This is a genomic window from Natrinema sp. DC36, assembly GCF_020405225.1.
GTDB lineage: Archaea > Halobacteriota > Halobacteria > Halobacteriales > Natrialbaceae > Natrinema.
Window position 1 is genome coordinate 133,657 of the sequence record NZ_CP084473.1, and the last position, 23,998, is coordinate 157,654.

22 protein-coding genes and 5 pseudogenes are annotated in these 23,998 nt (G+C 59.9%); 14 read left to right on the forward strand and 13 right to left on the reverse strand.

Annotation, left to right across the window (positions count from 1 at the left end):
* Positions 1–50 precede the first annotated feature (50 nt).
* Entirely contained in the window at positions 51–803 is a 753-nt protein-coding gene (locus LDH74_RS21725; RefSeq protein ID WP_226042841.1) for an IclR family transcriptional regulator, read from the forward strand.
* Between the two features lie 27 nt (positions 804–830).
* Here the strand turns inward: LDH74_RS21725 and LDH74_RS21730 are convergent, their stop codons facing one another.
* The 3 genes from LDH74_RS21730 to LDH74_RS21740 all read right to left on the reverse strand — a co-directional run bounded on the left by LDH74_RS21730 (position 831) and on the right by LDH74_RS21740 (position 4,363).
* Positions 831–1,814 (reverse strand): LLM class flavin-dependent oxidoreductase, encoded by a 984-nt coding sequence (locus tag LDH74_RS21730; protein ID WP_226042842.1) that lies wholly within the window; start codon positions 1,812–1,814, stop codon positions 831–833.
* 115 nt (positions 1,815–1,929) lie between these two features.
* Positions 1,930–2,718, reverse strand: coding sequence for an enoyl-CoA hydratase-related protein (locus LDH74_RS21735; RefSeq protein WP_226042843.1), 789 nt, complete (start codon positions 2,716–2,718; stop codon positions 1,930–1,932).
* 88 nt (positions 2,719–2,806) lie between these two features.
* A complete protein-coding gene (locus tag LDH74_RS21740; RefSeq protein WP_226042844.1) occupies positions 2,807–4,363 on the reverse strand; it encodes an acyl CoA:acetate/3-ketoacid CoA transferase in 1,557 nt (518 codons plus the stop codon).
* Positions 4,364–4,505: 142 nt separating this feature from the next.
* Between LDH74_RS21740 and LDH74_RS21745 the strand changes: the two genes are divergently transcribed.
* Positions 4,506–5,630: an acyl-CoA dehydrogenase family protein gene (locus LDH74_RS21745; protein WP_226042845.1), complete on the forward strand. Its 1,125-nt coding sequence runs from the start codon at positions 4,506–4,508 to the stop codon at positions 5,628–5,630.
* Between the two features lies 1 nt (position 5,631).
* Here LDH74_RS21745 and LDH74_RS21750 read toward each other — a convergent pair whose 3' ends face one another.
* On the reverse strand, positions 5,632–6,495 hold the full coding sequence (locus tag LDH74_RS21750; protein ID WP_226042846.1) for a 3-hydroxyacyl-CoA dehydrogenase NAD-binding domain-containing protein: 864 nt from the start codon (positions 6,493–6,495) through the stop codon (positions 5,632–5,634).
* 131 nt (positions 6,496–6,626) lie between these two features.
* On the opposite strand from LDH74_RS21750, the gene LDH74_RS21755 reads away from it, so the two are divergent.
* From LDH74_RS21755 to LDH74_RS21765, 3 genes are read left to right on the forward strand one after another with little or no spacing between them, the layout of a single operon-like run.
* Positions 6,627–7,799, forward strand: coding sequence for a beta-ketoacyl synthase N-terminal-like domain-containing protein (locus LDH74_RS21755; RefSeq protein ID WP_226042847.1), 1,173 nt, complete (start codon positions 6,627–6,629; stop codon positions 7,797–7,799).
* The gene (locus LDH74_RS21760) at positions 7,796–8,182 is read left to right on the forward strand and encodes an OB-fold domain-containing protein (RefSeq protein WP_226042848.1); all 387 of its coding nucleotides are present in this window, start codon (positions 7,796–7,798) and stop codon (positions 8,180–8,182) included. The genes LDH74_RS21755 and LDH74_RS21760 overlap by 4 nt, the downstream gene beginning before the upstream one ends.
* 10 nt (positions 8,183–8,192) lie before the next feature.
* Positions 8,193–8,615: a thioesterase family protein gene (locus tag LDH74_RS21765; RefSeq protein ID WP_226042849.1), complete on the forward strand. Its 423-nt coding sequence runs from the start codon at positions 8,193–8,195 to the stop codon at positions 8,613–8,615.
* A 100-nt stretch (positions 8,616–8,715) separates the two neighbouring features.
* Here the strand turns inward: LDH74_RS21765 and LDH74_RS21770 are convergent, their stop codons facing one another.
* On the reverse strand, positions 8,716–10,353 hold the full coding sequence (locus LDH74_RS21770) for an AMP-binding protein (RefSeq protein ID WP_226042850.1): 1,638 nt from the start codon (positions 10,351–10,353) through the stop codon (positions 8,716–8,718).
* A 313-nt stretch (positions 10,354–10,666) separates the two neighbouring features.
* Here LDH74_RS21770 and LDH74_RS21775 point away from each other — a divergent pair, with 313 nt between their 5' ends.
* The 5 genes and pseudogenes from LDH74_RS21775 (at position 10,667) to LDH74_RS21795 (ending at position 14,565) form a co-directional block, all read left to right on the forward strand.
* Positions 10,667–12,364, forward strand: a complete 1,698-nt coding sequence (locus LDH74_RS21775) for a methylmalonyl-CoA mutase family protein (RefSeq protein ID WP_226042851.1) — start codon at positions 10,667–10,669, stop codon at positions 12,362–12,364.
* A gap of 298 nt (positions 12,365–12,662) precedes the next feature.
* Positions 12,663–13,079, forward strand: a complete 417-nt coding sequence (locus tag LDH74_RS21780; RefSeq protein ID WP_226042852.1) for a cobalamin B12-binding domain-containing protein — start codon at positions 12,663–12,665, stop codon at positions 13,077–13,079.
* A complete protein-coding gene (locus tag LDH74_RS21785) occupies positions 13,076–13,237 on the forward strand; it encodes a hypothetical protein (RefSeq protein ID WP_345778571.1) in 162 nt (53 codons plus the stop codon). Before LDH74_RS21780 ends, LDH74_RS21785 begins: the two co-directional genes overlap by 4 nt.
* Positions 13,238–13,318: 81 nt before the next feature.
* Positions 13,319–14,001, forward strand: a pseudogene (locus tag LDH74_RS21790) (DDE-type integrase/transposase/recombinase).
* 240 nt (positions 14,002–14,241) lie between these two features.
* Entirely contained in the window at positions 14,242–14,565 is a 324-nt protein-coding gene (locus tag LDH74_RS21795) for a hypothetical protein (protein ID WP_226042853.1), read from the forward strand.
* 228 nt (positions 14,566–14,793) lie between these two features.
* Here LDH74_RS21795 and LDH74_RS21800 read toward each other — a convergent pair whose 3' ends face one another.
* The 6 genes and pseudogenes from LDH74_RS21800 to LDH74_RS21825 all read right to left on the reverse strand — a co-directional run bounded on the left by LDH74_RS21800 (position 14,794) and on the right by LDH74_RS21825 (position 18,503).
* Positions 14,794–15,195 carry a hypothetical protein gene (locus LDH74_RS21800; protein ID WP_226042854.1) on the reverse strand — a complete coding sequence of 134 codons (402 nt, stop codon included), beginning with the start codon at positions 15,193–15,195 and terminating at the stop codon, positions 14,794–14,796.
* Positions 15,192–16,067, reverse strand: coding sequence for a ParA family protein (locus LDH74_RS21805; protein WP_226042855.1), 876 nt, complete (start codon positions 16,065–16,067; stop codon positions 15,192–15,194). The genes LDH74_RS21800 and LDH74_RS21805 overlap by 4 nt, the downstream gene beginning before the upstream one ends.
* Before the next feature lie 275 nt (positions 16,068–16,342).
* Positions 16,343–16,495 (reverse strand): annotated as a pseudogene (locus LDH74_RS21810) (TRAM domain-containing protein); the annotation flags it as partial.
* Entirely contained in the window at positions 16,482–16,913 is a 432-nt protein-coding gene (locus LDH74_RS21815; protein ID WP_226042856.1) for a hypothetical protein, read from the reverse strand. The pseudogene LDH74_RS21810 and the gene LDH74_RS21815, both read right to left, overlap by 14 nt.
* Before the next feature lie 50 nt (positions 16,914–16,963).
* Positions 16,964–17,640, reverse strand: a pseudogene (locus tag LDH74_RS21820) (IS6 family transposase).
* Between the two features lie 476 nt (positions 17,641–18,116).
* Positions 18,117–18,503 (reverse strand): DUF4260 domain-containing protein, encoded by a 387-nt coding sequence (locus LDH74_RS21825; protein ID WP_226042857.1) that lies wholly within the window; start codon positions 18,501–18,503, stop codon positions 18,117–18,119.
* A gap of 79 nt (positions 18,504–18,582) precedes the next feature.
* Here LDH74_RS21825 and LDH74_RS21830 point away from each other — a divergent pair.
* Positions 18,583–19,320 (forward strand): annotated as a pseudogene (locus LDH74_RS21830) (winged helix-turn-helix domain-containing protein).
* Positions 19,321–19,420: 100 nt separating this feature from the next.
* Here LDH74_RS21830 and LDH74_RS21835 read toward each other — a convergent pair.
* Together LDH74_RS21835 and LDH74_RS26540 are read right to left on the reverse strand one after the other, a co-directional pair.
* Positions 19,421–19,555 (reverse strand): annotated as a pseudogene (locus LDH74_RS21835) (IS6 family transposase); the annotation flags it as partial.
* A gap of 58 nt (positions 19,556–19,613) precedes the next feature.
* Positions 19,614–19,970 (reverse strand): hypothetical protein, encoded by a 357-nt coding sequence (locus LDH74_RS26540; RefSeq protein WP_255681015.1) that lies wholly within the window; start codon positions 19,968–19,970, stop codon positions 19,614–19,616.
* 506 nt (positions 19,971–20,476) lie between these two features.
* Between LDH74_RS26540 and LDH74_RS21845 the strand changes: the two genes are divergently transcribed.
* From LDH74_RS21845 to LDH74_RS21855, 3 genes are all read left to right on the forward strand, one after another.
* Positions 20,477–21,250, forward strand: a complete 774-nt coding sequence (locus tag LDH74_RS21845; protein ID WP_226042858.1) for an IclR family transcriptional regulator — start codon at positions 20,477–20,479, stop codon at positions 21,248–21,250.
* Positions 21,251–21,576: 326 nt separating this feature from the next.
* Positions 21,577–21,942: a hypothetical protein gene (locus tag LDH74_RS21850; protein WP_226042859.1), complete on the forward strand. Its 366-nt coding sequence runs from the start codon at positions 21,577–21,579 to the stop codon at positions 21,940–21,942.
* A gap of 115 nt (positions 21,943–22,057) precedes the next feature.
* The gene (locus LDH74_RS21855) at positions 22,058–23,971 is read left to right on the forward strand and encodes a hypothetical protein (RefSeq protein WP_226042860.1); all 1,914 of its coding nucleotides are present in this window, start codon (positions 22,058–22,060) and stop codon (positions 23,969–23,971) included.
* The last annotated feature ends 27 nt before the right edge of the window (positions 23,972–23,998 follow it).

Here is a 23,998-nt window from a genome sequence, read left to right on the forward strand (position 1 = left end):
ATTCGGCAGAGCCGAAAGACTTCTATACTATCCGTGGAATCATTTCCATGATGACGGGCACATCAAACCGGTCGGTCGAACGGGCATTCAAGATCGTCGACGAACTTGCGGAAAACGGATCCGGGGGGGTTTCGGATCTCGCCGGACGGCTCGATATGCCCGTCAGTACCGTCCATAACTATCTCCAGGCGCTCGTTGCGACGGGATACGTCGAAGTCGAAGAGAAAGAGTACTCGACTACAACCCGGTTTCTCGAGGTGGGCAACCAACAGCGCCACCGACTGGAAATATTCAAAGTCGTCAGCGACAAACTCCAGGATATAGCGGCGGAGACGGGCGAGCACGTCACGTTGATGATCGAAGAAAACGATCAGTGCGTGATCGTCGCGGTGCAAGAAGGGCCCGACGCCGTCAATCTGTTCGCGTATCCCGGTGCACGAATGCCACTTCACGCAGCAGCTCCCGGGAAAGCGATCCTCGCGCACATGCCGGATGACCGCGTGCAGGAGATCATTGACCGGCAGGGACTCATCGAGATGACGAACCGAACCATCACGGATCCCGACGTTCTCTTCGAACAACTCGAGCAGATCAGGGACCAGGGGTACGCCATCGACGAGGGCGAACGCATCGCGGGAATGGTCTGTATTTCCGCTCCGGTGCTCGACAAGAGCGATCACATCCGTGGCGCGATCTGCGTCTGTGGCCCGCAGAGCCGAATCGACGAGGGACGACGCGAGGAAATCGCGGATATCGTCAAACGCTCGGCGAACGTGACGCAGGTCAATCTCGACTACGTGTGACCGATGTTCTACGTGTTGAGGCGTTCATCAGGCGTCAGAAACGGCTGCCAACGCCTCGATGGTCGCTTCGGCTATTCCGTCGGCGGCCTGCTCCGGAATCGTCACGAGCGGCCGATCGATGGCCGTTTCGCTCACGATTTCGCGAAGCCGATCGCGAGCTGCTGACGGCGTCCCGGCCACACCAAGGTCGTGGACCATTTCGTCCGTGACCAAGGTTGCCGCGTCTGCCCGGTCGCCCGCCTGCCAGGCCTCGGCAACGCGATCGACCTGCTCCGGGAACTTGGTGGCGATCGCGTTCCGATATCCGTCGGCACTGCCCGCGTAATACGCGACGTGACCGCGTACGGCGTCGTAGGCCTCGTCGCAATCTTCGCTCACGGCTGCCGGCACGTACGGAGCGATCGTAATTTCGTCGGGGTCGCGGTCGCGTTCTCGAGCACTCGTTGCAACGATCTCGAACGCGTCGTCTAACCCAGAAAACGGGATGTTGTGTGGCATCCAGCCATCACAGAGCCGGCCGACGACGCGCCGGTTCGCCGGCCCGAGCGCCGCGTGGTAGACCGGAACGTCCCTGTCCAGTGGCGGAACGCCCGAGACGCTGACTCGTTCCCCATCGTACGTGACTGGGTCGTCGTCGCTCAGGATGCGTTGAATCACTTCGATAGTTTCGTGGGACCGACGGACCGGTCGGTCGAACGGCATTCCGTGGACGTTCTCGACGGCGGTCGGTGTACTCGTCCCGACCCCGAGGGACGCACGACCGTCGGAGACTCGGTCGAGGGTCACGGCGGTCATCGCGAGGACGGCGGGCGTTCGCGAAAAGACGTTGACGATGGCGGTTCCGAGCTCGACTTCATCGGTCTTCGCGGCGATTTCGCTGAGTTTTACGACCGAACTCGAGCCCCATAGCTCCCCCATCCAGACGGAGTCGTATCCCAGTTTTTCCGCGCTGACCGCGAGGTCGGTTGGATCGTGCGTTCCGGTCCGCGGAATGACTACTCCGAGATGCATGCCGCTCGATTGGACGCATACTGTGATAAATTACCGTGATTACTGTCCACGGCCGGCGGGTCCAGTCGCGATCCGGCCGCGGCGTCGATCGGTTCTCACTAGGAGCTGGGCAACGCTACCGGCCGACGAAGTCGGGATCGTCGTCGCCAAAGAACGCGTCGAGTCCGCGCTCGTAGTCTTCCGTTCGCGTTGCACCTGCGATGCCATCTGTCTCCGCCGCGAGCTGTCGCTCGAGCGAGCGATCGTAGCTGTCGGTCAGCAGTCGGGTCGTCGTCCCGAACGCGCGAGTCGGCCCGGCAGCCAGATCGGCGGCGACTGTGGCCAGCCGGTCGTCGAAGTCGTCGGTGGGAACGACCTCGTTGGCCAGTCCCAGCTCCCGGGCTTCGTCGGGGTCGATCGGCTCGTCCCGGAGGGCGATCTCCTTGGCGGTCCGGAGGCCGACCAGTCGCGGCAGGAAGAACGTCGCACCGCCGTCACCGGTCAGCCCGATCCCCGGATACGCAAATTTGAGCGTCGCGTCCTCGCCGAGGACGAGCAGGTCCGGAAACAGCGTGAGGCTGAATCCGATTCCGGCCGCGATACCGTTGACACCGCCGACGACCGGCGTTTCCGCCCGATGGAACTGGACGATCGCTTCGTGGGCCCGTCCGGCCAACTCCCGGATGTGGGCCGCGTCGGAGCCGTCACCGGACAGGGCACTGAGATCGGCCCCGGACCCGAAGAAATCGCCCGCGTGCGTGAGTACGATACAGCGAGTATCCGGATTTTCGCCGAGGGTCGTCGCCACCGACACCAGTTCGTTCGCCATCTCGAGGGTGAGCGCGTTTCGACCGGCCGCGCTATCGAGTGTGACCGTTGCAACGCCGTCGTCGTGGTCAACCGAGAGGTTATCGTACGCAACCATCGGAGACGAGTTTGCAGCGGTCCCGCTTAACGGTTCGTGCTTCGTCGCTCCGGGTGCCGGCGAATCCCCGTTCAGCCTCGAGTGCCAACTAGAGCACGTCGGTCAGATCAAACCGTTCGTCGACGAACAGTCGCGAATCCATCTCGTCGAGGTCGCCAGCCACGAGCGGCTCGAAGCCCATCTCGTCGATGACGTCGGTTTCCACGTCGATACCCGGCGCGACCTCCGTGAGCTCGAGTCCGGCCTCGGTGAGTTCGAAGACCGCACGCTCGGTTACGTAGACGATCGGCTGATCGATGTCGGTGGCGTACTCGCCGCTGAAGGTGATCTGTTCGACCGAGTCGATGAACTTGGGACTCGTCCCCTCGCGTTCGATCGAGAGCGCTCCGTTTCCGGTCTCTATCTCGAGTCCATTGGTCGTCAGCGTGCCACAGAACACGACTTTCTCGGCGTTCTGGGTGATGTTGATGAAGCCGCCACAACCGGGGAGCTGTGACCCGAACCGGCTGACGTTGATGTTGCCCGCGGCGTCCGCCTGTGCCATTCCCAGAAAGCCCATGTCGAGACCGCCGCCGTCGTAGAAGTCGAACTGTTGTGGCGAGGACACGAGCGCGTGATGGTTGCTCGCGGTCCCGAAGCTAATCCCACCGGAGGCGGCGCCGCCGACCGGCCCCGACTCGACGGTCTGCGTGATCTCGTCGTCGATTCCGCCTTCGGCCGCGACGACTGGCACGAGTTCCGGGACGCCCACGCCGAGATTGATGACCGAATTCGGCTCGAGTTCCATCGCAGCGCGACGAGCGATAATCGTCCGGATGTCGAGCGGAATACCGTCACTCCCGTCGTCGGTCGGCCGTTTGATTTCGCCGCTGTAGGCGGGGTTGTAGTCCTCCGCGTACGTCTGCTGGTGGTGGCTCGGCGGTGCCTCAACGACGGTGTCGACCAGGACGCCGGGGACCGTGACGTCGCGAGCGGTGAGCGTTCCCGACTCCGTGATTCGCTCGACCTGTGCGATCACCGTGCCACCGGAGTTGTGTGCGGCCTGAGCCATCGCCAACGTATTCGAATCGAGCGCCTCTCGCTCCGTGGTTATGTTGCCGTCTTCGTCAGCCGTTGTTCCCCGGATAATAGCGACGTCGATCGGGACCGAGCGATAGTAGAGGTACTCCTCGCCGTCGAAGGTCACGAGTTCGACGATGTCGTCTTCGGTGACGTCGTTCGCCTTCGCGCCGTCCTGACGCGGATCCACGAACGTCCCCAGGCCGACGTGGGTGATCGTGCCGGGCTTCCCCGCGGCGGTATCGCGAAGCATGTGATCCATCACGCCGAACGGAAGGTTGTATGCCTCGATCTCGTTCGAGACGATCTTCTCCATCAGATCGGGCGTAAAGCCCCAGTGGCTCGCGATAGTGCGCTCGAGCATACCGTCCCGAACGAGATGCGAGAGCCCACGACCCTGTCGGTCGCCCTCCGCAGCGGGATGATAGAGGGTGAGGTCGCGGGGTGTCCCGGTTTCAGCGTATCGCTCACCGAGTGCCTCGAGGACGTACTCGGGAATACCGACGGCGACGAAGCCGCCGACTCCGATCGTATCGCCGTCGTCGATGCACTCGATAGCAGCCTCTCTGGACTGGCGGACTGTCATACGTATGCCTCGAGAGACGCGCTATTTTTAGTTACCTATCTTCGAATGGCCGTCCGCTGTGTCGACCGAGCGGCCGAATTTGGACTGCCTGTTGGAACGATGGAATCGTACGCTTTACTATCCCGCTCACGAATCACCGCGTATGGAGCCGACAAACGAGCAGCAGCTGATACAGGAGACAGTCCGAGAATTCGTCGAGGAGGAAGTCGTCGATGCGGTCGACGAGTACGACGAGGCGCAGACGTTTCCGGAAGACGTCTGGGACGGGCTCGCGGAGCTCGATCTAACCGGGCTGACGGTCCCGGAAGGGTACGGCGGGTTCGACGCCGACGAAGTGACCTACAGCATCGTCAACGAGGAAGTAGCGCGCGGACATCTGGCGGTGGCAACGGCGCTGTCGGTTCACTGTCTGGCGACATCGTGTATCCGCCAGTTCGGCACCGACGAGCACAGAGAGCAGTGGCTGCCGGATATGGTCGACGGCCGGCCGGTCGGAGCGTTCGCGCTCTCGGAGCCGGACGCCGGGTCGAACCCGGCGGAGATGAGCACCGAGGCTCGTCTCGAGGACGGTGAGTACGTGATCAACGGGAAGAAACAGTGGATCACGAACGGAAAGCGTGCGGGCGTCGTCGTTCTGTTCGCGAAAACCGACCGCGACGATCCGGACAGCGTGACGCAGTTCTTGGTTCCCAAAGACACGCCGGGACTGGAAGTCGGCAAGAAAGAGGACAAACTCGGACTGCGCGCGAGCGATACGACGACGCTGCTCTTCGATGACGCGCGAATTCCAGAGGAGAACCGCTTGACTGAGGTCGGTGAAGGGCTGAAAGCCGCGTTTTCGATCCTGACCGGCGGTCGGATCGCGATCGCCAGCCAGGCTGTCGGAGTTGCCCAGGCAGCCCTCGACGCTGCTGTGAGTTACGCCAACGAACGCGAGCAGTTCGGGGAGCCGATCATCAACCACCAGGCGATCGCACACAAGCTCGCGGATATGCAGACGGATGTCCAGGCCGCACGCCTGCTGACGCGCGACGCCGCCCGGAAGAACGACGACGGTCTCGACGCGCAAGCGGCGAGCATGGCGAAGTACTTCGCGAGCGAAACGGCCGTTGACGTCGCGAACGAAGCGGTCCAGGTTCACGGCGGCTACGGGTACACCAAGGACTTCGATGTCGAACGCTACTACCGGGACGCCAAGATCACCACGATCTACGAAGGGACCTCGGAAATACAGAAAGAGGTTATCTCACGGCACCTGACGGAGTGACTTACTCGTACTCATAGAACCCGTTGCCCGTCTTTTTCCCGAGGTCACCCGCCTCGACCTTTCGCTTGAGGAGGTAGGCGGGTTTGTACCGATCGCCCAGCTCCTCGTGGAGCGTCTCGGAGGCGTGAAGGCAGACGTCGAGTCCGATATGGTCGGCCAGCGTCAGTGGCCCCATCGGGACGTTCGTCCCGAGTTCCATCCCCGTATCGATGTCCTCCTTCGTGGCGACATCTTCGTCGTAGGCCCGGATCCCCTCGTTGATCCAGGGCATCAGGATGCGATTCGTGACGAACCCCGGCTTGTCGTCGGATTCCCACGTCGTCTTCTCGAGGTCTTCGGCGAAGGTATGAGCCAGTTCGGTGGCATCGTTGGCCGTCTTCTCACCGACGACGATCTCGACGCCCTCCATGATCGGGACGGGGTTCATGAAGTGCAACCCGACTACGCGCTCGGGGTGTTCGAGGTCGGACGCGATCGAGGTGATCGAGAGCGTGCTCGTGTTCGTCGCGAGGATGGCGTCGTCACGACAGACCGAATCGAGATCAGCAAAGATGTCGCGTTTGACCCCGAGATCCTCGAGGGCCGCCTCGATGACGATATCACAGTCCGCGAGATCCTCGAGGTCGGTTGTGCCGGTGATTCGGTCACGGGTGTCGCCGGCCTCGTCCTCGGTCAAGCGGTCTCTGGAGACGAGCCGACCGAGGCTGTCGTCGATAGTCTCGAAGCCGCTTTCGACGTACTCTCGTTCGATGTCGCGCATCACGACATCGTAGTCCGCAGTTGCGGCGACTTGTGCGATGCCACTGCCCATCGTGCCCGCGCCGACGACGCCGACACGGTCGATCGTCTCTAGGTGCAAAGCCATCACTCGTTGGTGGTTGGACGGTCGTAGTAAATGTCTCGACTCACGTTGGTGTCGGCGACGCCGATCGGCTGTTGCTGGTCATCGTTCGACACAGCTATACCGGACGAGTCAATACGGACGTGTGGTAGCTAATGTCGCAGGTACGCCTCGCAGGAACAGGCATGACTTCGTTTGGATCGCATCCCGATCGGACGGGCAGGGACATGTTCGCGAGCGCCGGGCTCGAGGCCCTCGAAGACGCCGGCGTTCCGGCTGCGGACGTCGACGAACTCTTCTACGGCAACTTCATCGGCACCCTCTCGGAACGACAGGGACACCAGGGCCCGCTCATGGCGGAGGCCCTCGGAACGACCGTCCCGTCACGCCGAATCGAAAGCGCGTGTGCCTCGAGCGGGCTCGCGGTCCACGACGCCGTTCGGGCGATCGGAAGCGGCGACGCCGACGTCGTCGTCGCCGGCGGCATGGAGCGGATGACGAACATGGGAACCGCCGGTGCGACCGACGGGCTGGCCAGGGCAGCCGACGACCTCTACGAGGTCCAGTCCGGCGTCACCTTCCCGGGTGCGTACGCGTTGATGGCGCGAGCGTACTTCGACGAGTACGGCGGCACGCACGAGGACCTCGCCCACATCGCGGTCAAAAATCACGACAACGCGCTCGTCAACGATCACGCCCACCTCCAACAGGAGATTACGGTCGCGGAGGCGCTCGAAGCGCCCGAGATCGCGGCCCCGTTCGGCCTGTACGACGCCTGTCCGATCAGCGACGGTGCAGCCGCGCTCGTGTTGATGTCCCCAACGTACGCCGCGGAGCACGATCTCGAAGCCGGCGTCGCGATCAGCGGTGCTGGACACGGCGGAGATACGATGGCGCTGCACGATCGGCCGACGCTCTCGCGGACACCCGCTACTCGGGAGGCCGCCAAGGTGGCTTACGACGAGGCCAGTATCGATCCGAACGACGTCGCCATCGCCGAAGTCCACGACTGCTTTACGATCGCGGAGGTCTTCGCCCTCGAGGCGCTCGGGATGTATAGGGACGGCGAGGCGATCGGGGCGGCTCGCCGCGGTGAGACGCGCCGTGACGGGGAGTTGCCGGTCAATCTCTCCGGCGGACTGAAAGCGAAGGGTCACCCCGTTGGCGCGACCGGGGCCGCACAGGTGGCAGCCGTGGCCACGCTGCTCGACGGAAGCCATCCGCGCGCCGAGGCTGTCGCCGATGACGCGACGATCGGCGTCGCCCAGAACGCCGGCGGTACGGTTGCCAGTGCGACCGTTCACGTCCTGGAGGTGATAGACGAATGACTGCTGCCACCGACGGTGGGTACGACGAGTTCCTCGACGCACTCGCGGATGGGGACGGATACTTCTACGCCTGCTCGAACGAGCACGGCCTGCTTCCGCCGCGGCAGGCCTGTCCGCATTGCGGCGACCGTGAGTTAGCACGCCGGGAACTACCACGGACGGGAGAGATCGTTACCCACACGACGGTCTCCGTTCCGACGCCGCAGTTCGACGACAATGCACCCTACGTCACTGCTATCGTCGACTTCGGACAGGTACGGCTCACGGGGATCGTCCGCGGAGTCGACCGTGACGACGTCGCGATCGAACAGCGGGTCACTGCGACCGTCGAACCGAGCGAGACGACGGACGATCGGACGATCACGTTTCGTCCAGCGCAGTAACACCAATTAAATGGCTCACACTACCGATATCACCGTCGACTGGGGAGATACCGACGCTGGCGGGCTCATTTACTACCCCCGATTCTTCCACTTCGTGGTCGTCGGGCTGAACCACTACTTCACTCCGGCCGTCGACGGCGGCCATCCGATGGAGGCCTACCGATCGGACGGGTATCTCCTCCCCGCAGTCGAGGCGTCGGCATCGTTTCACTCGCCGCTTCGAGCCGGCGACGACGCGACCATCGAGACGACCGTCGTCCGGATCGGCGACACCTCGCTCACGGTCGCGTTTTCGGTCACGCACCGCTCGAGCGGCGAAGCGGCCGCCGACGGCGAGGTATCGTTCGTCTTCGTCGATTCTGACTTCGAGCCGGCGTCGTTGCCCGAATCGTTTCACGACTGCGTCCGCAAACGCGGCGACGCGACTGAGTGAGCTGGCCTCGAAAAGTGACGAAACACTATCTCCACGGAACGGGTGTCAAATACTGCGACAGAGAATCGGTGGCTCGCTCGAGTGAGTCCTCGGAATCCGACTACAGGTCGTGTTTTGCCTGTTCTTTCTCCCGGAGTTCGACGCGGCGGATCTTCCCGCTCGAGGTCTTCGGGAGTTCGTCCGTGAACTCGATCCGACGCGGATACTTGTAGGGAGCCGTCTCCTCTTTCATGAACGCCTGAATCTCGTCTTTCAGCTCGTCGCTGCTCTCGTAGTCCTCGGCGAGGATTACGTAGGCCTTGACGACGTTGCCGCGTTCTTCGTGCGGGCTGTCGACCACGGCGGCTTCGGCGACGGCATCGTGGGTAACGAGCGCGTCCTCGACCTCGAACGGACCGATCCGGTAGCCAGAGGAGATGATGATATCGTCGGCCCTCCCCTCGAAAAAGAAGTAGCCGTCCTCGTCCCGGGAGGCGAGGTCACCCGTGCGGTAGTACTCCCCGGAAAGCTTCTGCTCGTCGAGTTCCGGCTTCTCGTAGTAGCCGTCGAAGATCGCCGGCGAATCGACCGGGACGGCGATCTCACCGATCTCGCCGGTTTCGACTTCTTCCTCGTCGTCGACGTCGATGATCGTCGCGCCGACGCCCGGCGTCGGCTTGCCCATACTTCCGGACTTGATATCGATACCGGGGTAGTTCGTCACGAGCGCGACGGTTTCGGTCTGGCCGTAGCCGTCGCGCGGAGTGACGCCCCACGCGTCCCGGATACGCTCGATCGGCTCGCGGTTGAGCGGTTCGCCGGCCGAGAGCGTGTCGTTCAGCTGGACGTCGTACGCCTCGAGGTCGGCGTTCGCGAACATCCGGTACTGGGTCGGGACGGAACAGAGCTTGGTAACGCCCTCTTCCTCGAGGATTTCGAGGAACGTTTCGGGCTCGAACCCGCCATCGTAGATGAGCTGGGTCGCACCGGTCGTCAGACCGACACCGACCGGGCTCCAGAACCACTTCGCCCAGCCGGTCCCGGTCGTCGCCCACAGCAGTTCGTCCTCGAGGTCGGTCTCTTCGTCGACACCCCACCAGTACGGCGCGTTGATGCGATTGAAGCAGTACTGCCAGCGGTGTTTGTGTAAGACCGGCTTCGGCTGACCGGTCGTCCCGCTGGTATAGTTGATCGTCATCGGATCGTCAGCCGTCAGCTCCGGGCCGTCGTAGTCGGTCGATTCATCGGCCATAACGTCCGTAGCTGTCGTCCAATTCTCGCCGTGCAGATCCGCCTCGGTGCCATCGAGAACGATTACGCGCTCAAGGGGCGTTTCGTCGAGGACCGGTTCGACCATATCAGTCAGCGACTCGTGAACGACGATACTCGTTGCGTTACAGTCGTTCGCCCGGAATTCGATATCTTTCGAGCGAAGCATCGACGAGCAGGGGACTAACAGCGAACCGGTCGCCAGCGCACCGAGCTGCACGGCAAAGGCGTCGGGATGGCGGGGGAAGAGGTGCATGATTCGGTCGCCTTTGCCAACGCCGCTCGCCTCGAGCCCGTTCGCGAACCGATTCGTGTCGTCCCGGATGTCGGCGTACGTCCGTTCCTCGCGATCGCCGTCCTCGTTCAGAAACCGAACGGCGACTCGATCGCCGAACTCCTCGGCGTGGTCGGCGACGACCGACGTGATCGTGTATGTGTCCGGGATGGTCCACTCGAAGCTCTCCACTTCTGCGTCGTAATTTACACCCATACTCGGCTAATCATAGCTCGCCGGCTTGAATCTTTTGTTGTTCGTGGCATTGCGTATCATAGAACGTGGAACTGGTCCGTCCTGAGAGCGACCCCTGGGTTGACAGTCAGACTGAGACGACATGCGACACTGTTCCTCCCGGCCGGCCGTAGCGTGCCGTCTCGAGACAGGTGACCGCTCGCTCGAGGGTTGCCGTCACGGCGTCTCCGGAGACGTACCATCAAGTCCAGCGCCGCTCGGTAGACCCTGTTGTGACCGGTCAGATACTGGACTAGGGCAAGACTTTAGAATAGTTGTCTGTATACAGTAGACAATGTTCGACGAGCAAGAACTGGCGGATATTTCCCAGCAACGGGAGTCGTGGGAGGAAGACACGCTCGAGCCGTTTCTGGAGCGTGGCGAGCGGAAAGAGCGGTTCGCGACGGTTTCAAACCACGAAGTCGATCGTCTCTACACGGCGAACGACATCGCCGACCTCGATTTCGACGATGACCTCGGCTTCCCCGGCGAGCCGCCGTACACTCGGGGACCGTATCCGACCATGTATCGCGGACGCACGTGGACGATGCGACAGTTCGCGGGTTTCGGGACCGCCGAGGAGACCAACGAGCGGTTTCACTACCTCATCGACGAGGGGCAAACGGGGCTCTCGACTGCCTTCGACATGCCGTCGCTAATGGGCCTCGACTCGGACCATCCGATGAGCGAGGGCGAGGTGGGCAAGGAAGGCGTCGCCGTCGATACCCTTCGTGACATGGAAATCCTCTTCGACGGGATCGACATTAGCGACGTGTCGACCTCGTTCACGATCAACCCTTCGGCGGCCGTCATCTACGCGATGTACATTGCGCTGGCCGACCAGCAGGACATCCCCCGCGACGAAGTCAAGGGGACCCTTCAGAACGACATGCTCAAAGAGTTCATCGCCCAAAAGGAATGGGTGATCCCCCCCGATCCCTCCCTCAAGATCGTCACGGACACGATCGAGTTCGCCGTCGACGAAACGCCGAACTTTCACCCGGTTTCCATCTCCGGCTATCACATCCGCGAAGCCGGATCGACCGCTGCTCAGGAGGCCGCCTTCACGCTCGCGGACGGGTTCGCATACGTGGAGGATTGCCTCGAGCGTGGACTCGATGTCGACGAGTTTGCGCCGCTCCTCTCGTTTTTCTTCAACTCCCACAACTCCATCTTCGAAGAGGTCGCAAAATTTCGGGCCTCACGTCGCATCTATGCCCGCATGATGGACGAACGGTACGACGCAGAACAACCCGAATCGAAGCGGCTGAAGTTTCACACGCAGACAGCAGGCCAGTCGCTGACCGCCCAGCAGCCCCTGAACAATATCGTCCGCGTTACCATTCAGGCGCTAGCCGGCGTCCTCGGCGGGACCCAGTCGCTGCACACCAACAGCTTCGATGAGGCCCTGGCGCTTCCGAGCGAGAAGGCGGTCCGCGTCGCCCTGCGCACGCAGCAGATCATCGCCGACGAATCCGGCGCAGCCGACATCGTCGATCCGATGGGCGGCAGTTTCGCGATCGAGAAACTCACGAACGAGATGGAAGCCGAAATACTGTCCTACATCGAGGAGATCGAGGAGATCGGCAACGGCTCGATCCGTGACGGAGTCCTCGCCGGCATCGACCAGGGATACTTCCAGCGCGAAATTGGTGAGGCGAGCTACGAGTACCAACAGCGCGTCGAACACGGCGAGGAAGTCGTCGTCGGCGTCAACAAGTTCACCATCGAGGAGGACACCTCGCCGGACACCCTCACAATCGACGAGACGACTCGCGAGCGTCAACTCGACCGACTCGAGCGTGTCAGAGACGAACGAAACGACGAGGAAGTCGACACGACGCTGTTGGCGCTGTCCGACGCCATCGAGAACGAGGAAAACGTCATGCCGTACATCGTTGACGCGGTGAAAGCGTACGCCTCGATGGGCGAAATCATGCAGGTGTTCGAGGACCACCACGGCGCGTATCAAGAGGAACTCTCACCCGTCTGAGTGAGGCGACCCCGCTCATTCGTTGATCCCTTCTGTGTACGACTCGCGTTCTTCTCGTAGTTGGAGAAGGCCCTATTCGGTCGTTCGCGTCGAGACCCGTTCCGATCTACGCCCCGCTCAAAGATAGCGTAATCCGTCTCCTCGTCTACCACCACTGAGAGCAGCGGAAGTAACCGTTTCACCAGATTTAGAGAAGGTATCGCCGAGACGGTCTAACTCCACTTTCCTTCGTGAATGGCTACTGGGTTTCATCGGGCATTCCGATAGTATCATACGGGAATACGTGAAACACGGACCTATGAGTGCTGGCAGCGATCAGCGAAGTATTCGGTGTATGGTTGCGAAAGTCGGGCTCGACGGTCACGACCGCGGGGCTCACGTCATCGCACGCGCCTTTCGTGACGCCGGGTTCGAAGTGATCTACTCCGGACTGCACAAAGCACCCGAAGAGATCGTCCAGGCTACCGTCCAAGAAGACGTCGATGTCCTCGGCGTCTCTATTCTCTCGGGCGCTCACGACACGCTCGTTCCAAAGATCATGGACGGCCTCGAGGAGTATGGGGCGACGGAGGATACGCTCGTCCTCGTTGGCGGCGTGATCCCCGAAGAGGATCGCGCCGAACTCGAGGCAGAAGGCATTTCGGCTATCTTCGGCCCCGGGACATCGATCGAGGAGACGATTGAGTTCGTTCGCGAGAACACATCCGGGCGATGAGTCCCGATAAGGCGCTCCTCGAGGCGCTGTTCGCGGACGAATATCGCGCACTGGCTCGAGTCGTTTCGAAGATCAAAGACTGCTCGCTAAACTACCGGGACCTCGTCTCAGAGCTATCTACCCACACGGGCGGCGCCGTCGCGAGGTTCCATTGGTGAAACGGTTGCCACAATTGTGGGGAGGGCAGTGTCTAGGTAGGTCAGTTTGAGGAATGAGCAGGTCGGAGAGTTAGTTTGGCTATGTCACTCGCAGACCTGCTCAGCGAGTGCTACGCTGCGGAATTTGATGAATCGTGGGAGCGGACGGTTGTTCGCTTCGAGAGACACAAGCAATTTTTCGCTTGCTCGGCGTTGAACGCTCTCATCAAGTAATCTGTCAATAGGTTCTTCGGCTGGCTGACACCGTTCCAGACCGCCGACATCCACGAGAGCGAAGTTCTCGTGTGGCCCATCAGAACGCTTTGCGTTATGAGGGCGGCGAAGCCGGCGCGGCTCGCCATTGATGTGACCGCTGTCAAGATCAATGGCGACTGGTCTTGGGTATATGATGCAATCGGTCTCGACTCGTGGTTGATTCTTGATGTCGAAATTATCGGACAACAAGGCACTGATCTAGGCGCTGCGTTCCTGCATAAGTTGACCGAGAAACACGATCTCTCCGAGACGATATTTCTCGTCGGTGGCTACGGCTATCTGACTTTCCTCTACCGATTAGGATTGAGCGGTCACTCACCAATGTTGATCGAAACCTGATCGCACAGTGGTTTCATACCTTCAAGATGCGCGTTGACCGCTTCCATAATTCGTGGGTGGGCAGTTGGGAGAGCGTTAGAGGATAACTTGAACAGTTTGTACACTACTACAACACACAACGACCGCACCAATCACTTTACTGTCAGACGTCAGCGGAGGTGCTAAACTAGACTGTGCTTGTTGAATTGATGCCTGTCTCATCGTCTGAACGTACGAACATGTAGTCGTCAACTACTGTGGTGATGAGAGCAGCGATCAGAGCAGTATCAGATTTCGTCGATCTGTTCGTCCATCTCTAACTTGACGACCACTCGTGAGGCCTTTTCCAAAGTGGATAGGGAACGCTATCACTGTCTTAACCAACAAAACTATGGGTTGGTCTTCCGTGTTGGTTAACACGAGAACAGCCGATGTCCTACGAATCACCGACTCCACCGACGAACCTTCCGACGGAGATAGTCACCGCGCTTAATGAGTTCACTCCGGACCGTCTCCAGGACGTTGCTATGTACGCTGAGGAGTTAGCCGAACACAAGGAACGCGAAGTTCGTCTTGAGGAGGAGCCAGACCAAGACGAGGGGGAGGAGCGACCAGACGACTTACCGGACGACGTCCCCGCAAAAGCGACGATCACAATCAAGGAAATCAACGACAACCGTTACTACTACTGGCAGTGGAGGGAAGGCGAAAAAGTGACCTCCAAATACAAAGGCCCGGTCAATGCAGACGAGTGAACTCGAACAGGTAGACATTCACATTTCCGTCGTAACTGGGGGTCGGTGGAAGGGTGAGACTGAAATCGAGGAGACCACACCCCGCGTTTCCGTCGTTTCTCCATGATGTCCTCATCATTAGTGGCACTAACAACGTCGCATTTCGCAAGCTAGATCTCCGAACTGCGAATCCTCACGGACCGTCTTCATAACCGTTTCTGGATCCCATAGCTATCCCACGACTAGTGGCTACTCTTCGAAGGTCAGTCCATACCCCCACTCTTCGAGATGCGCTTCGACCTCATCGAGATGATCCAGCCCTGCCTTCATCAGAGCTTCCCGAAGGTCGGTAAGCGAGACATCGTCGTCGAAGCGGTCCTCGAGCTCTCGCTGGGCGTCACGTTCACTGTTCTTGGTTTCACTCTGCAGGAACAGCGGGACGCGTTCACGGCCATCCTGTACGCCATCACGCCGAAATTTGTACGGGATCTGCATCGATCGTCTCTGTCGAGACGATTGTGTTGACTCAGTCTCCACAGTTTCGGACTCGGATGTGGCCGTCTCAGTCGTTGTCGTTTCTTCAGTTGTATCCGTACTTTCGTCGCTCGAGGCGAAAGGATCCTCGCCAGCTCCCTCTTTCATGCCAGTCATGCGGATAGCACCTTGTGGTCAAGGTCACCGGGCTCCGGCGGATTCGGCGCTTCAATCCCCACTTGCTGCTCTAAGTGACGTGCAATCCGGTCGAACTGTGCGAGTGTCTCGATTTCGTAGTCCCGCTGCCGGTCTCGGTGTTCTCGGACGTACTCGAACGCCGAACACTGTTGCATCCAACAGCCTTCCATGAGCGACGCACGTTCCCCGATAATTTCGGGAATTGGGTATTCGATTTCGTCGAGAATCGTCCGCTGGTCTCGTGTGTTTTTGAACCCGACCGGGACCGCAGCAAGAACGCCAACTTCGACGTCCAGTTGGTCCTCGAGACCGGCGACAAGCGATTCGAGACCCTCGACGGCAGCCCGCCCCTTCGCGCTCGGTTCGACGGGGATGACGAGCGACCGCGTGGCGTGGATGGCGTTGTAGAGATGGGGGCCCTCGGTCGCTGGCGGGTCACAGATGAGCACGTCGTACTCGTCTGGTACGCCGGCTTCGCGAAGGACACGGAGTAACTGCGCGTGCATCCCGAACGCTTCCCCCATCGCTTCTGCTTGGTCTTTCTCGCGCTGGAGGTACTCGGCGAGGTCCGAGAGCATGTTGTGTTCCGGGATGATGTCGACGCCTTCGACGGTCCGGACGAGGTCGTCGAACTCGCCACTTGGCCGCCGAATCATATGTCGGACGAGATTATCGACGGACTCGGTGCGGTCCGTGTCGACGCCGAAGAGTCGGGAGAGATCGCCGTCCTGTGGATCGAGTGGGACGACGAGCGGTTTCAGGCCAGCTCGTGCGTGTGCGACTGCCAAGTTTGCGGCTGTCGTCGTTTTGCCCACCCCACCTGCCTCACTGTACGTCGAGTACGCTAACATACTCTCGTCATGAACACCATCCATCTTGAAAGTTCGGTGTGTTCATTCATTCTTGTAGTTCGTTATGTGTTGTGGTGGGGTTCACTGATGAACACCATCAGTGAACATAGTGAATGAACACAGTGGTTGAACACAGGTAATGAATACATGTAATGGAAACACTCACTGAAGTGGCTTAATGAATGCATGGGGGGAACACACCCACTGAAGCGTCTTAATGACTGTATTTGGTAGAAGTCATTAATGAATCCGGAGACGGCGTTGGGGAGATGTCGTTATCTAACTTCAGGATCGGTCACTGGCTCGGCGAAGGCAACCGACTCCCGCACATCCGTGATCTCAACGTCGGCCTTATCACCGGGTTGGGTCCCGGGAACGACCACGACGAACCCTCGTTCCACCTTCGCAATTCCGTCACCTTGGTCGCCCCTTCCCGAACGCGGGAGCGTGGCCTGCCTGGTGGACGCGCAGCATCCGCGGCGCGTTCGGGCACACGAACACCTCGTTTTCGATCGTGTAGCCTCGGAGACAACGCGTTTTCAACCACACGCGCAGCCCGCGGACGAACGCCCCTGAATCGATAGCTCGGTCGGGCCCCCCGCCGGGGCCGTGGTGGGCGTCGAAGGCCTTGATGTACTGGTACCAGTCGAGTTCGTACTCAATGAGTGCGGGGTCGTCGCGCTCTTTTGTTCCGGGTCCGTCTCTAGCTACCTGGATCGACGAGATGGCCCGGTGCCACAGCGACAGCACGGCGATGGCGAGGCCACCGGCGAGGAGGACACCGATAGCCCGACACACGTCACTGAACACCGCGCGGAGGGCGTTGCTCTTGGAGGGTGGGGACATGGTTGCGCATTCCAGGCAGATGGAATAGGCTTTGTGCCAACTGGCACTGTCTAGTTTAGCACCTCTGCTGGCGTTTGTCCGTTGAGTGATTGGTGCGGTCGTTGTGTGTTATAATAATGTACAAACTGTTCAAGCCACTCTCTGACGCTCTCCCGACTGCCCACCTACGAGTTATGGAAGCGGTCGACCCGCATCTTGAGGGTCTGAAACCACTTTTCGATCAGGTTTCTCTCGACGTAGTCGAGCTGACCACTCAAACCTAATCGAGAGAGGGCAGTCAGATAAACGTAGCCAGCGACGAGAAATACTGTCTCGTCGAGATCGTGTTTCTCGGTTAATCGATGCAGGAATGCAGCGGCTGGATCAGTGCCTCGTCGTCCGAACACTGCGACATCGAGAATGAGCCGCGAGTCTAGGTCTATTGCAGCGTAGACCCAAGACCAGTCGTCATTAATTTTGACAGCAGTTTCATCAATGACGACCCGCGACGGCTTTACCGTCGGCGGGTCTGGAACACTGTCTGCCAGCCGATGTACCCAGTGACAGATTGCTTGATGAGAGCGTTTAACGCCGATCAAGCGAAGAATTGCTTGTGTCTCTCGAAGTGAACAGCCGGTCGCGTGAAGCCGGACGCGAACACCCTGACGGGCGTCGCCGTCCGCTCGCGCTCCCAAGCTTCATCAAATTCCACCGCGTAGCACTCGCTGAGCAGGTCTGCAAGCTGCATGATCAAACCAACTCTACGACCTGCTCGCTTCTCAAATCGCGCTAACTAGACGGTGCCTGTTTGATGAAACAACCACACGTCACATAGGTCGGTTGGTAAGTTATAGTCCGGAATCTCGACAAATTGACCGCTATCACTGCCGATAAGGGCTACGACTGGGAGGCAATCCGTACGAAACTGCGATCAAAAGGTATCACACCGCTGATTCCAACGAGAGTGATGGACCTGCGGGGCTACGTGAGAAATCTCCTAATCGATGGTCGCACGTATAATCAGTGCTCGAACGCTGGCTCGGTGTTTTTCGGTCTCCAGCGTAGATACGGCGATATGCTCTGGTCGAGAACCTGGTTCGGTTAATTCCGCAAACTTGCCATAAAATCCGTGGTCCGAAACATCGAACGCGCCATCGAAGACCCCACTCCATGAAATCACGTGTTTAAACAGGCCCAGAGCAAGTATTCGGCAGAGTACATATGTTACCGGTCATCTTCTGTGAAGGGCTTAAGTGGGGCTGGCTGGGTGGAGAGATGTGTATCCGTGAACCCGGATTCAAACTTGAGACCATAGCCGAATGCTCGATCAACGCCGATATGCCCTGCCCAAATCAGTGCGATAAAAAGCGCTAGTCGGCTATCTGCCCAGAATCCGAAGGCACCGAGTGCGAGCGGTAGTGTGTACGTATGTACGATATTGTAGCTCAGGCTTCCGAGTCGTGGGCCTGCAAGATACCCGATCATGGACAAGTCAGGAGACAGCGCCAGAACGACCAGCATCCAAATTGGTCCGTCAAGCGTGAAATAGCTCCCCAACGCGATTCCCAGCGCGGCCAATCCCTCGATACGTAAGAGTGACTGTGGCTCCATATGGGGCCTATCCTATCAGAGACGTGAAAAAGATTTAGTAGACGTTAAAATTTCTACCCGGAAGTTGTTGCTGACTGTAGTGGATCATCTCGACGAGATCTCTGTCGGGGAATTGCAAAACTCCCTCGACAAGTGGACGGAAAGAAGCTGACGCAACGGCTCTTAGCCGCAATCCCGTACAAAAACGGCGTCACGCAGACTGAACTCGCCGAGTGGTACGACGTTCAACGACGGACGATCTATAGCTGGCTCAATCGACTTGACACCGACGAGTCGCTCGAGCAGGCTGTTACTAATACTAAGTTATCTGGGGTAAAGTAAAAAACCATCAGAAAAAATTAACAGAGTTCGAAGGAACTGTCCACGAATTTTTCGGAAGTTGGTATCGGCGCGCCAGCGTGGATGCCGGCGCTCGTCCAGCAGTATCTTGACGAAACAGATACTGTCGAATACGTGATCCCGGGTTGCCGGCGGTTGCTCAAAGAAACGGGAATGTAATATCAAATACCACGCTGTACAGCCGCCGAAGCTGATGCTGACGAGCAAGAGACGTTCCGGACGAACTCAAACAAAGCGGCGGGAAATGGACGCCACAGTAGTCTGCATCGATCAAATCAGGAAACCTGTCCAAGTTGAGTCGCGCGTCGCGTGGTTTCCGCGCGGCACGCGGCCGTCCGTCGAGTTCTCGGGGCAACGCGACTGGACCTTCGCAACCCGGTTCTCTGACTTACTTACTGAACTCACAACAGCGATCGATGCTGCTCTTACTCAACTCTCCATACCAACGGTGGGCAATCAGTTCTACTGTCTCATATAGATCCTTCTCATAGCTCTCGCTGCACAGGTCTGCAAGCAGCAATCCGATTCGATTTCACGACCTGTTCGCTGCTCCAACTGCGCTAACTAGACGGTGTCCCAACACCGAATGTATCGATAATACGAACAGTATTTGAAAGCGAGAGTCCGGCAAGATGGAGCTGAATACTGAGTTCCATCAACAGTTGCAGTGTTGCGTCGCGCTCCACAAGATTCGAGTCGAACCGGCCGATGATATGACTGAGGTGTACGTTTTCGGAATAAATCACGTTGAAAACGTCACGCTTCACTCCGTCAACCTTCGTTGAACATAAGTGAACCGCCGATCTCGGCGTCGGTACCGACGCCGGTATCGACGGAGGCGCGCTCGGCGGCCATTGAGAACTCGGACTCGCCTTCGGCGTATCGATCGCTGGTAAGTCCGCTACAGTCGGCTTTCTCCAAGTCGGTCTGGGGATGGTTCCGGCCTGGGGCGACGCGCAGCGACTCCCCCGGGTCGTCGGTGAGAGCGCCGGCACGGACCTGCTGGTGACGGGCCACCACATCGACCCCGACGAAGCCGTTGAGCTCGGACTCTTCAAGCGAGTCGTGGACGACGACGCCCTCGGACGCGGTGTTCGACGACGCCGAAACGCTTGCAGAGAAGCCCACCACGTTCTGTCGTCCCGTCTCGACGGCGTCGAAACGGGGGCGGAGACAGAACTAGACAGTGACTCGTCCGTATTCCTCTCGAATCCTTTTATTCTCCCCTCCCGAATGTTTACAGTGGTACCTTTGTAATGGAGGAGCGTTATATATTACTTTCCTATGGTTGTAATTCAATCGAGTACTGTCCAGTGAATCGGTCGGCCGGTTCCGGATTACCCGTCCCCATACCCGATACGACCCGGAAACGAGCGGTATGATGTGTTCCCGAAAAGGGAACAATGATCTGTTCTGTATCGGCCTAAAATGAATTCGTGAGAACAGTATGGCGAGTCGCGGGAGGAAGAGGACCACAACGTGATTGGATATCATTCCCACGGACTCTGATGGAGACTCTGTGTTAGCGGTTCCGAACGAATAGTCGTGATCATTCGCGTTCGAATTCCGTCGCTTCGATTGAGGTTCCCTTCTGGGGAACAAATTTATGTGGTTGAAACACGGTACACTCCAGTATGACAAAAACATCAAACGAATCGACGGGGCGCAGGATACGGTCGGTAGAGATCGCATTCAAAATCCTCGATACCGTTCGGAAGAACGATCAGATCAGCGTGACCGAACTGGCAGAAACGCTCGGTCACTCGAAAAGTACGATCCACAGTCACCTCCGGACGCTCGAGAGCCAGGAAATCATCGTCCGCTCGGGGAACGGCTACCGGCTGAGTCTTCAGGTGCTGGACATGGCGAACGATGTCCGTGACCAGGTCGCGAACTACGACGTGATCGTCAACGAGGTCGACGAGCTGGCGAACGAGACCAAGGAAATCTCCCAGTTCGGGCTCGAAGAGCACATGAAAGTATCGTATCTCTACAAGGCGAGGGGGAATCAGGCGGTCGAAACGGCGTCGCGCGCCGGTGGGAAACAGCCGATGTACTCGACGTCCCTCGGCAAGGCGATCCTCGCGTTTCTCCCGGCCGACCGTCGGGAAGCGATCGTCGACAACACGACCTTCACGCGGAAAACGGCGACGACGATCACGGACCCCGGCGGCCTCTACGAGGAACTCGACAGGATCACCGAGCGGGGGTACGCCATCGACGACGAGGAAAACATCGAGGGGCTCCGCTGCGTTGCCGCGCCGGTCAAAAGCGAGAAAACGGTGCTCGGTGCGATCAGCGTCACCGGTCCGGCCAGTCGGATCACGGACGACTACCTCCACGGTGAACTCGCCGAGAGCGTCCAGCGAGCCGCGAACGTCATCGAACTCAACACCAAGTTCTCGTAAGCCGAATCCGCCCGCATCAAATCTGTGCCTGTTACGTCTCAGCCCAGAAGGCGCGCGCCGGAGAACTTGGCTCCGTTGGCGGGTGGTTCGCTCCTGATAGATTCCATAACTCGCACCGAGGATCGCGTCTGCTCGAGCGGGATAACCTACGGCGTCTGATTCACTCGGTTCCCGCGCTGTCCTCGCAGTGGTATCTCTCGGCTTTTCAGCCGTCTCCGGTGATCGAACCCCGGAATCGGACGACCGCCTCGGAAGCGCCGAAAGGGATCGACGCGGGAGAGCACATCATTTATGCCCGCGTGACCGATGCGTTCAGGTAACACACCATGACTGACCACCCGCGATACGAGCCCCAAATCGAAGCCGAGACGCTCTACTTGGAGCGCGATCAGCACCGCCTCGAGGTCGGACCGATGGAAAGCATCGTCGAACTAGCCGGCGGAGAAACGTACACCGTCGAATACACGGATAGACAGAGCGCGGCCGCGTGGCTATCGACGGACGACGACAATACGATCACGTTCGACGTCCGCGAAGTCGTCGGGGAGATGCCCCACACGCAGGACCTCGTTTCGAACCTCGAGAACTGTCCGATCGACGAGACGACCGATGCCGGGATTCCGAAGCGAACAGCGCTGTTCGTCGATCTCGTCACCGAAATCTGGGAGTCGAAGGGGAACCTCGAGGGGTAGGCGGGATGGCCTGAATATCGACCATCGTCTCGATCGACGAGAGATCGAACGCTGCGACGCCGTCGGCTCTGCCACCACCCAAATATTAATCCGTGTGACCCACTCCGCATACTGTATGTTCGAAATCGAGGCGAGCGACTCGCTTCTGCGTCCTCCCGACTGGGCGACGTTACAACGGGAGTTGTTCGGGACGATGGCAGACGCCGTCGACCGATTCGTCGACGAGTACGTCGGCGAGAACGGAGAGCCGTACTGGCCGCCCGGAGAGCACGTCGGCGTCGACGGCTTCGACGATCTGATCGAGGGCTTCTACAACTGGCCGCTGGTGTACGCGATGGGCGGCGATGAACGCTTCCTCGACCACGCCCGAACTACCTACGAGGGCTCACTACGACGGGGTGGCGCCACCGAGACGCCCTTCAGCCATCCGATGGTCGTCGACGAGTTCGAGCAGTGTCGCGACTGGTTCCACATGGGCGAGGGAAACCTCTTCACCTACAATATGGGCCTTGCGGCACCGGACGACGAGACCGTCGTCGATCGGGCCGAGACGTTCGCTCGCCTGTACTTCGACGACGCGGACGCGAACAACTACGACGGCGAGAAGCGGCTCGTCCGGGGACCGATGAACGGGAGCATGGGTCCCGACTTCTGCGATTTCGCCGCGTACGAACACCACCCCTACGGCGCCGACTACCGCTGGGCGAGCCACGGGCTCCCGTGGCGGGACCTCGAGTTCGACGAGGCCACCGATCTGCTCGACCCGGCGAACGAGGAGCGACTGTTCGAGGTACTCGACCAGCGGTGCGCGAAGGGAGATATCCCGCTGAACCTCAACGTGACGAGCCTGATGACTAACGCCTACCTCCACACCGGTGACGACCGATACCGGGAGTGGGTCACCGACTACCTCGAGGCCTGGCGCGAGCGGACGGCCGAGAACGGCGGGATCGTTCCCGATAACGTCGGTCGATCGGGCGAGATCGGCGAGTACACCGACGGCGCGTGGTACGGCGGCTACTACGGCTGGTCGTGGGGCGGCTGGCATTACGTCGGGATCGGGCCGACGGTCGCCGCGGAGAACGCCGTCCTTCTGGACGGTGACCGAGAGTATCTGGAATTCCCGCGCTCGCAACTCGACGTTCTCATCGAGAACGGTATCGAAGTGAGCGAGGACCCCGTCCACGACACGCTGTACGTTCCGCACAAGTACGGCGACCCCGGTGACTACCACTACGACGCTTCGGGTGTCCTCACGGAGGACGACGGTGAGGTCCTGTGGCGCGACGGCTGGTACGAGTTCAAGCCCCACGGGGACGATCCGTACGCGTTCCACCTCTGGTACATGTCCCTCTCCGAGGGCGATCGCGAGCGCGTCGATCGGCTTCGCGACTGGGGGGCCCAGGAGTGGAAGCAGGTGGATTACCGGCCGTCGAACAAACACGACGCCGGTCACGAGTACGCCTGGATGGCATATCTCGACGGTGAGTTCCCCGACTATCCCGAGCGGATCATGGAAGCCAACCACGGCCACGTTCGGGACCGGCTCGCGCTCATGCGCGAGGAAGGCAGCGTTCCCGACGACGTCGACGAGGACTACCTCCGCGATCGGAACCCCGTCTTCCATCGCGGACTGCTCCAGCTCACGATGGGCGCGCCCCAACCCGTCTACTACGGCGGCATCGTGATGGCGCAGGTGCGACACTTCGATCCCGAGCGCGAGCGTCCAGGCCTCCCGCCGGGCGTCTCCGCGCTCGTCGGGGACGTCTCTCGCGAGGGCGTTTCCCTCACGATAGTCAATGGCGGTGGTACGGACCGCGAGCTACTCGTTCAGGCCGGTGCCTACGGCGAACACGAGTTCACGTCGCTCGAGTGGGGCACCGACTCCGGGCAACCGGAATCGAACGCGATCCGCATCTCGCTCCCGGCTGACTCTCGAGTGTCGCTGTCGGCGGCGCTCGATCGCTTCGCGAACGATCCGACCTACGAACTCCCCTGGAACGATTCACACGATGCAAGACACAACTGAAACCGTCGTCGCAACGATCGAACGAGA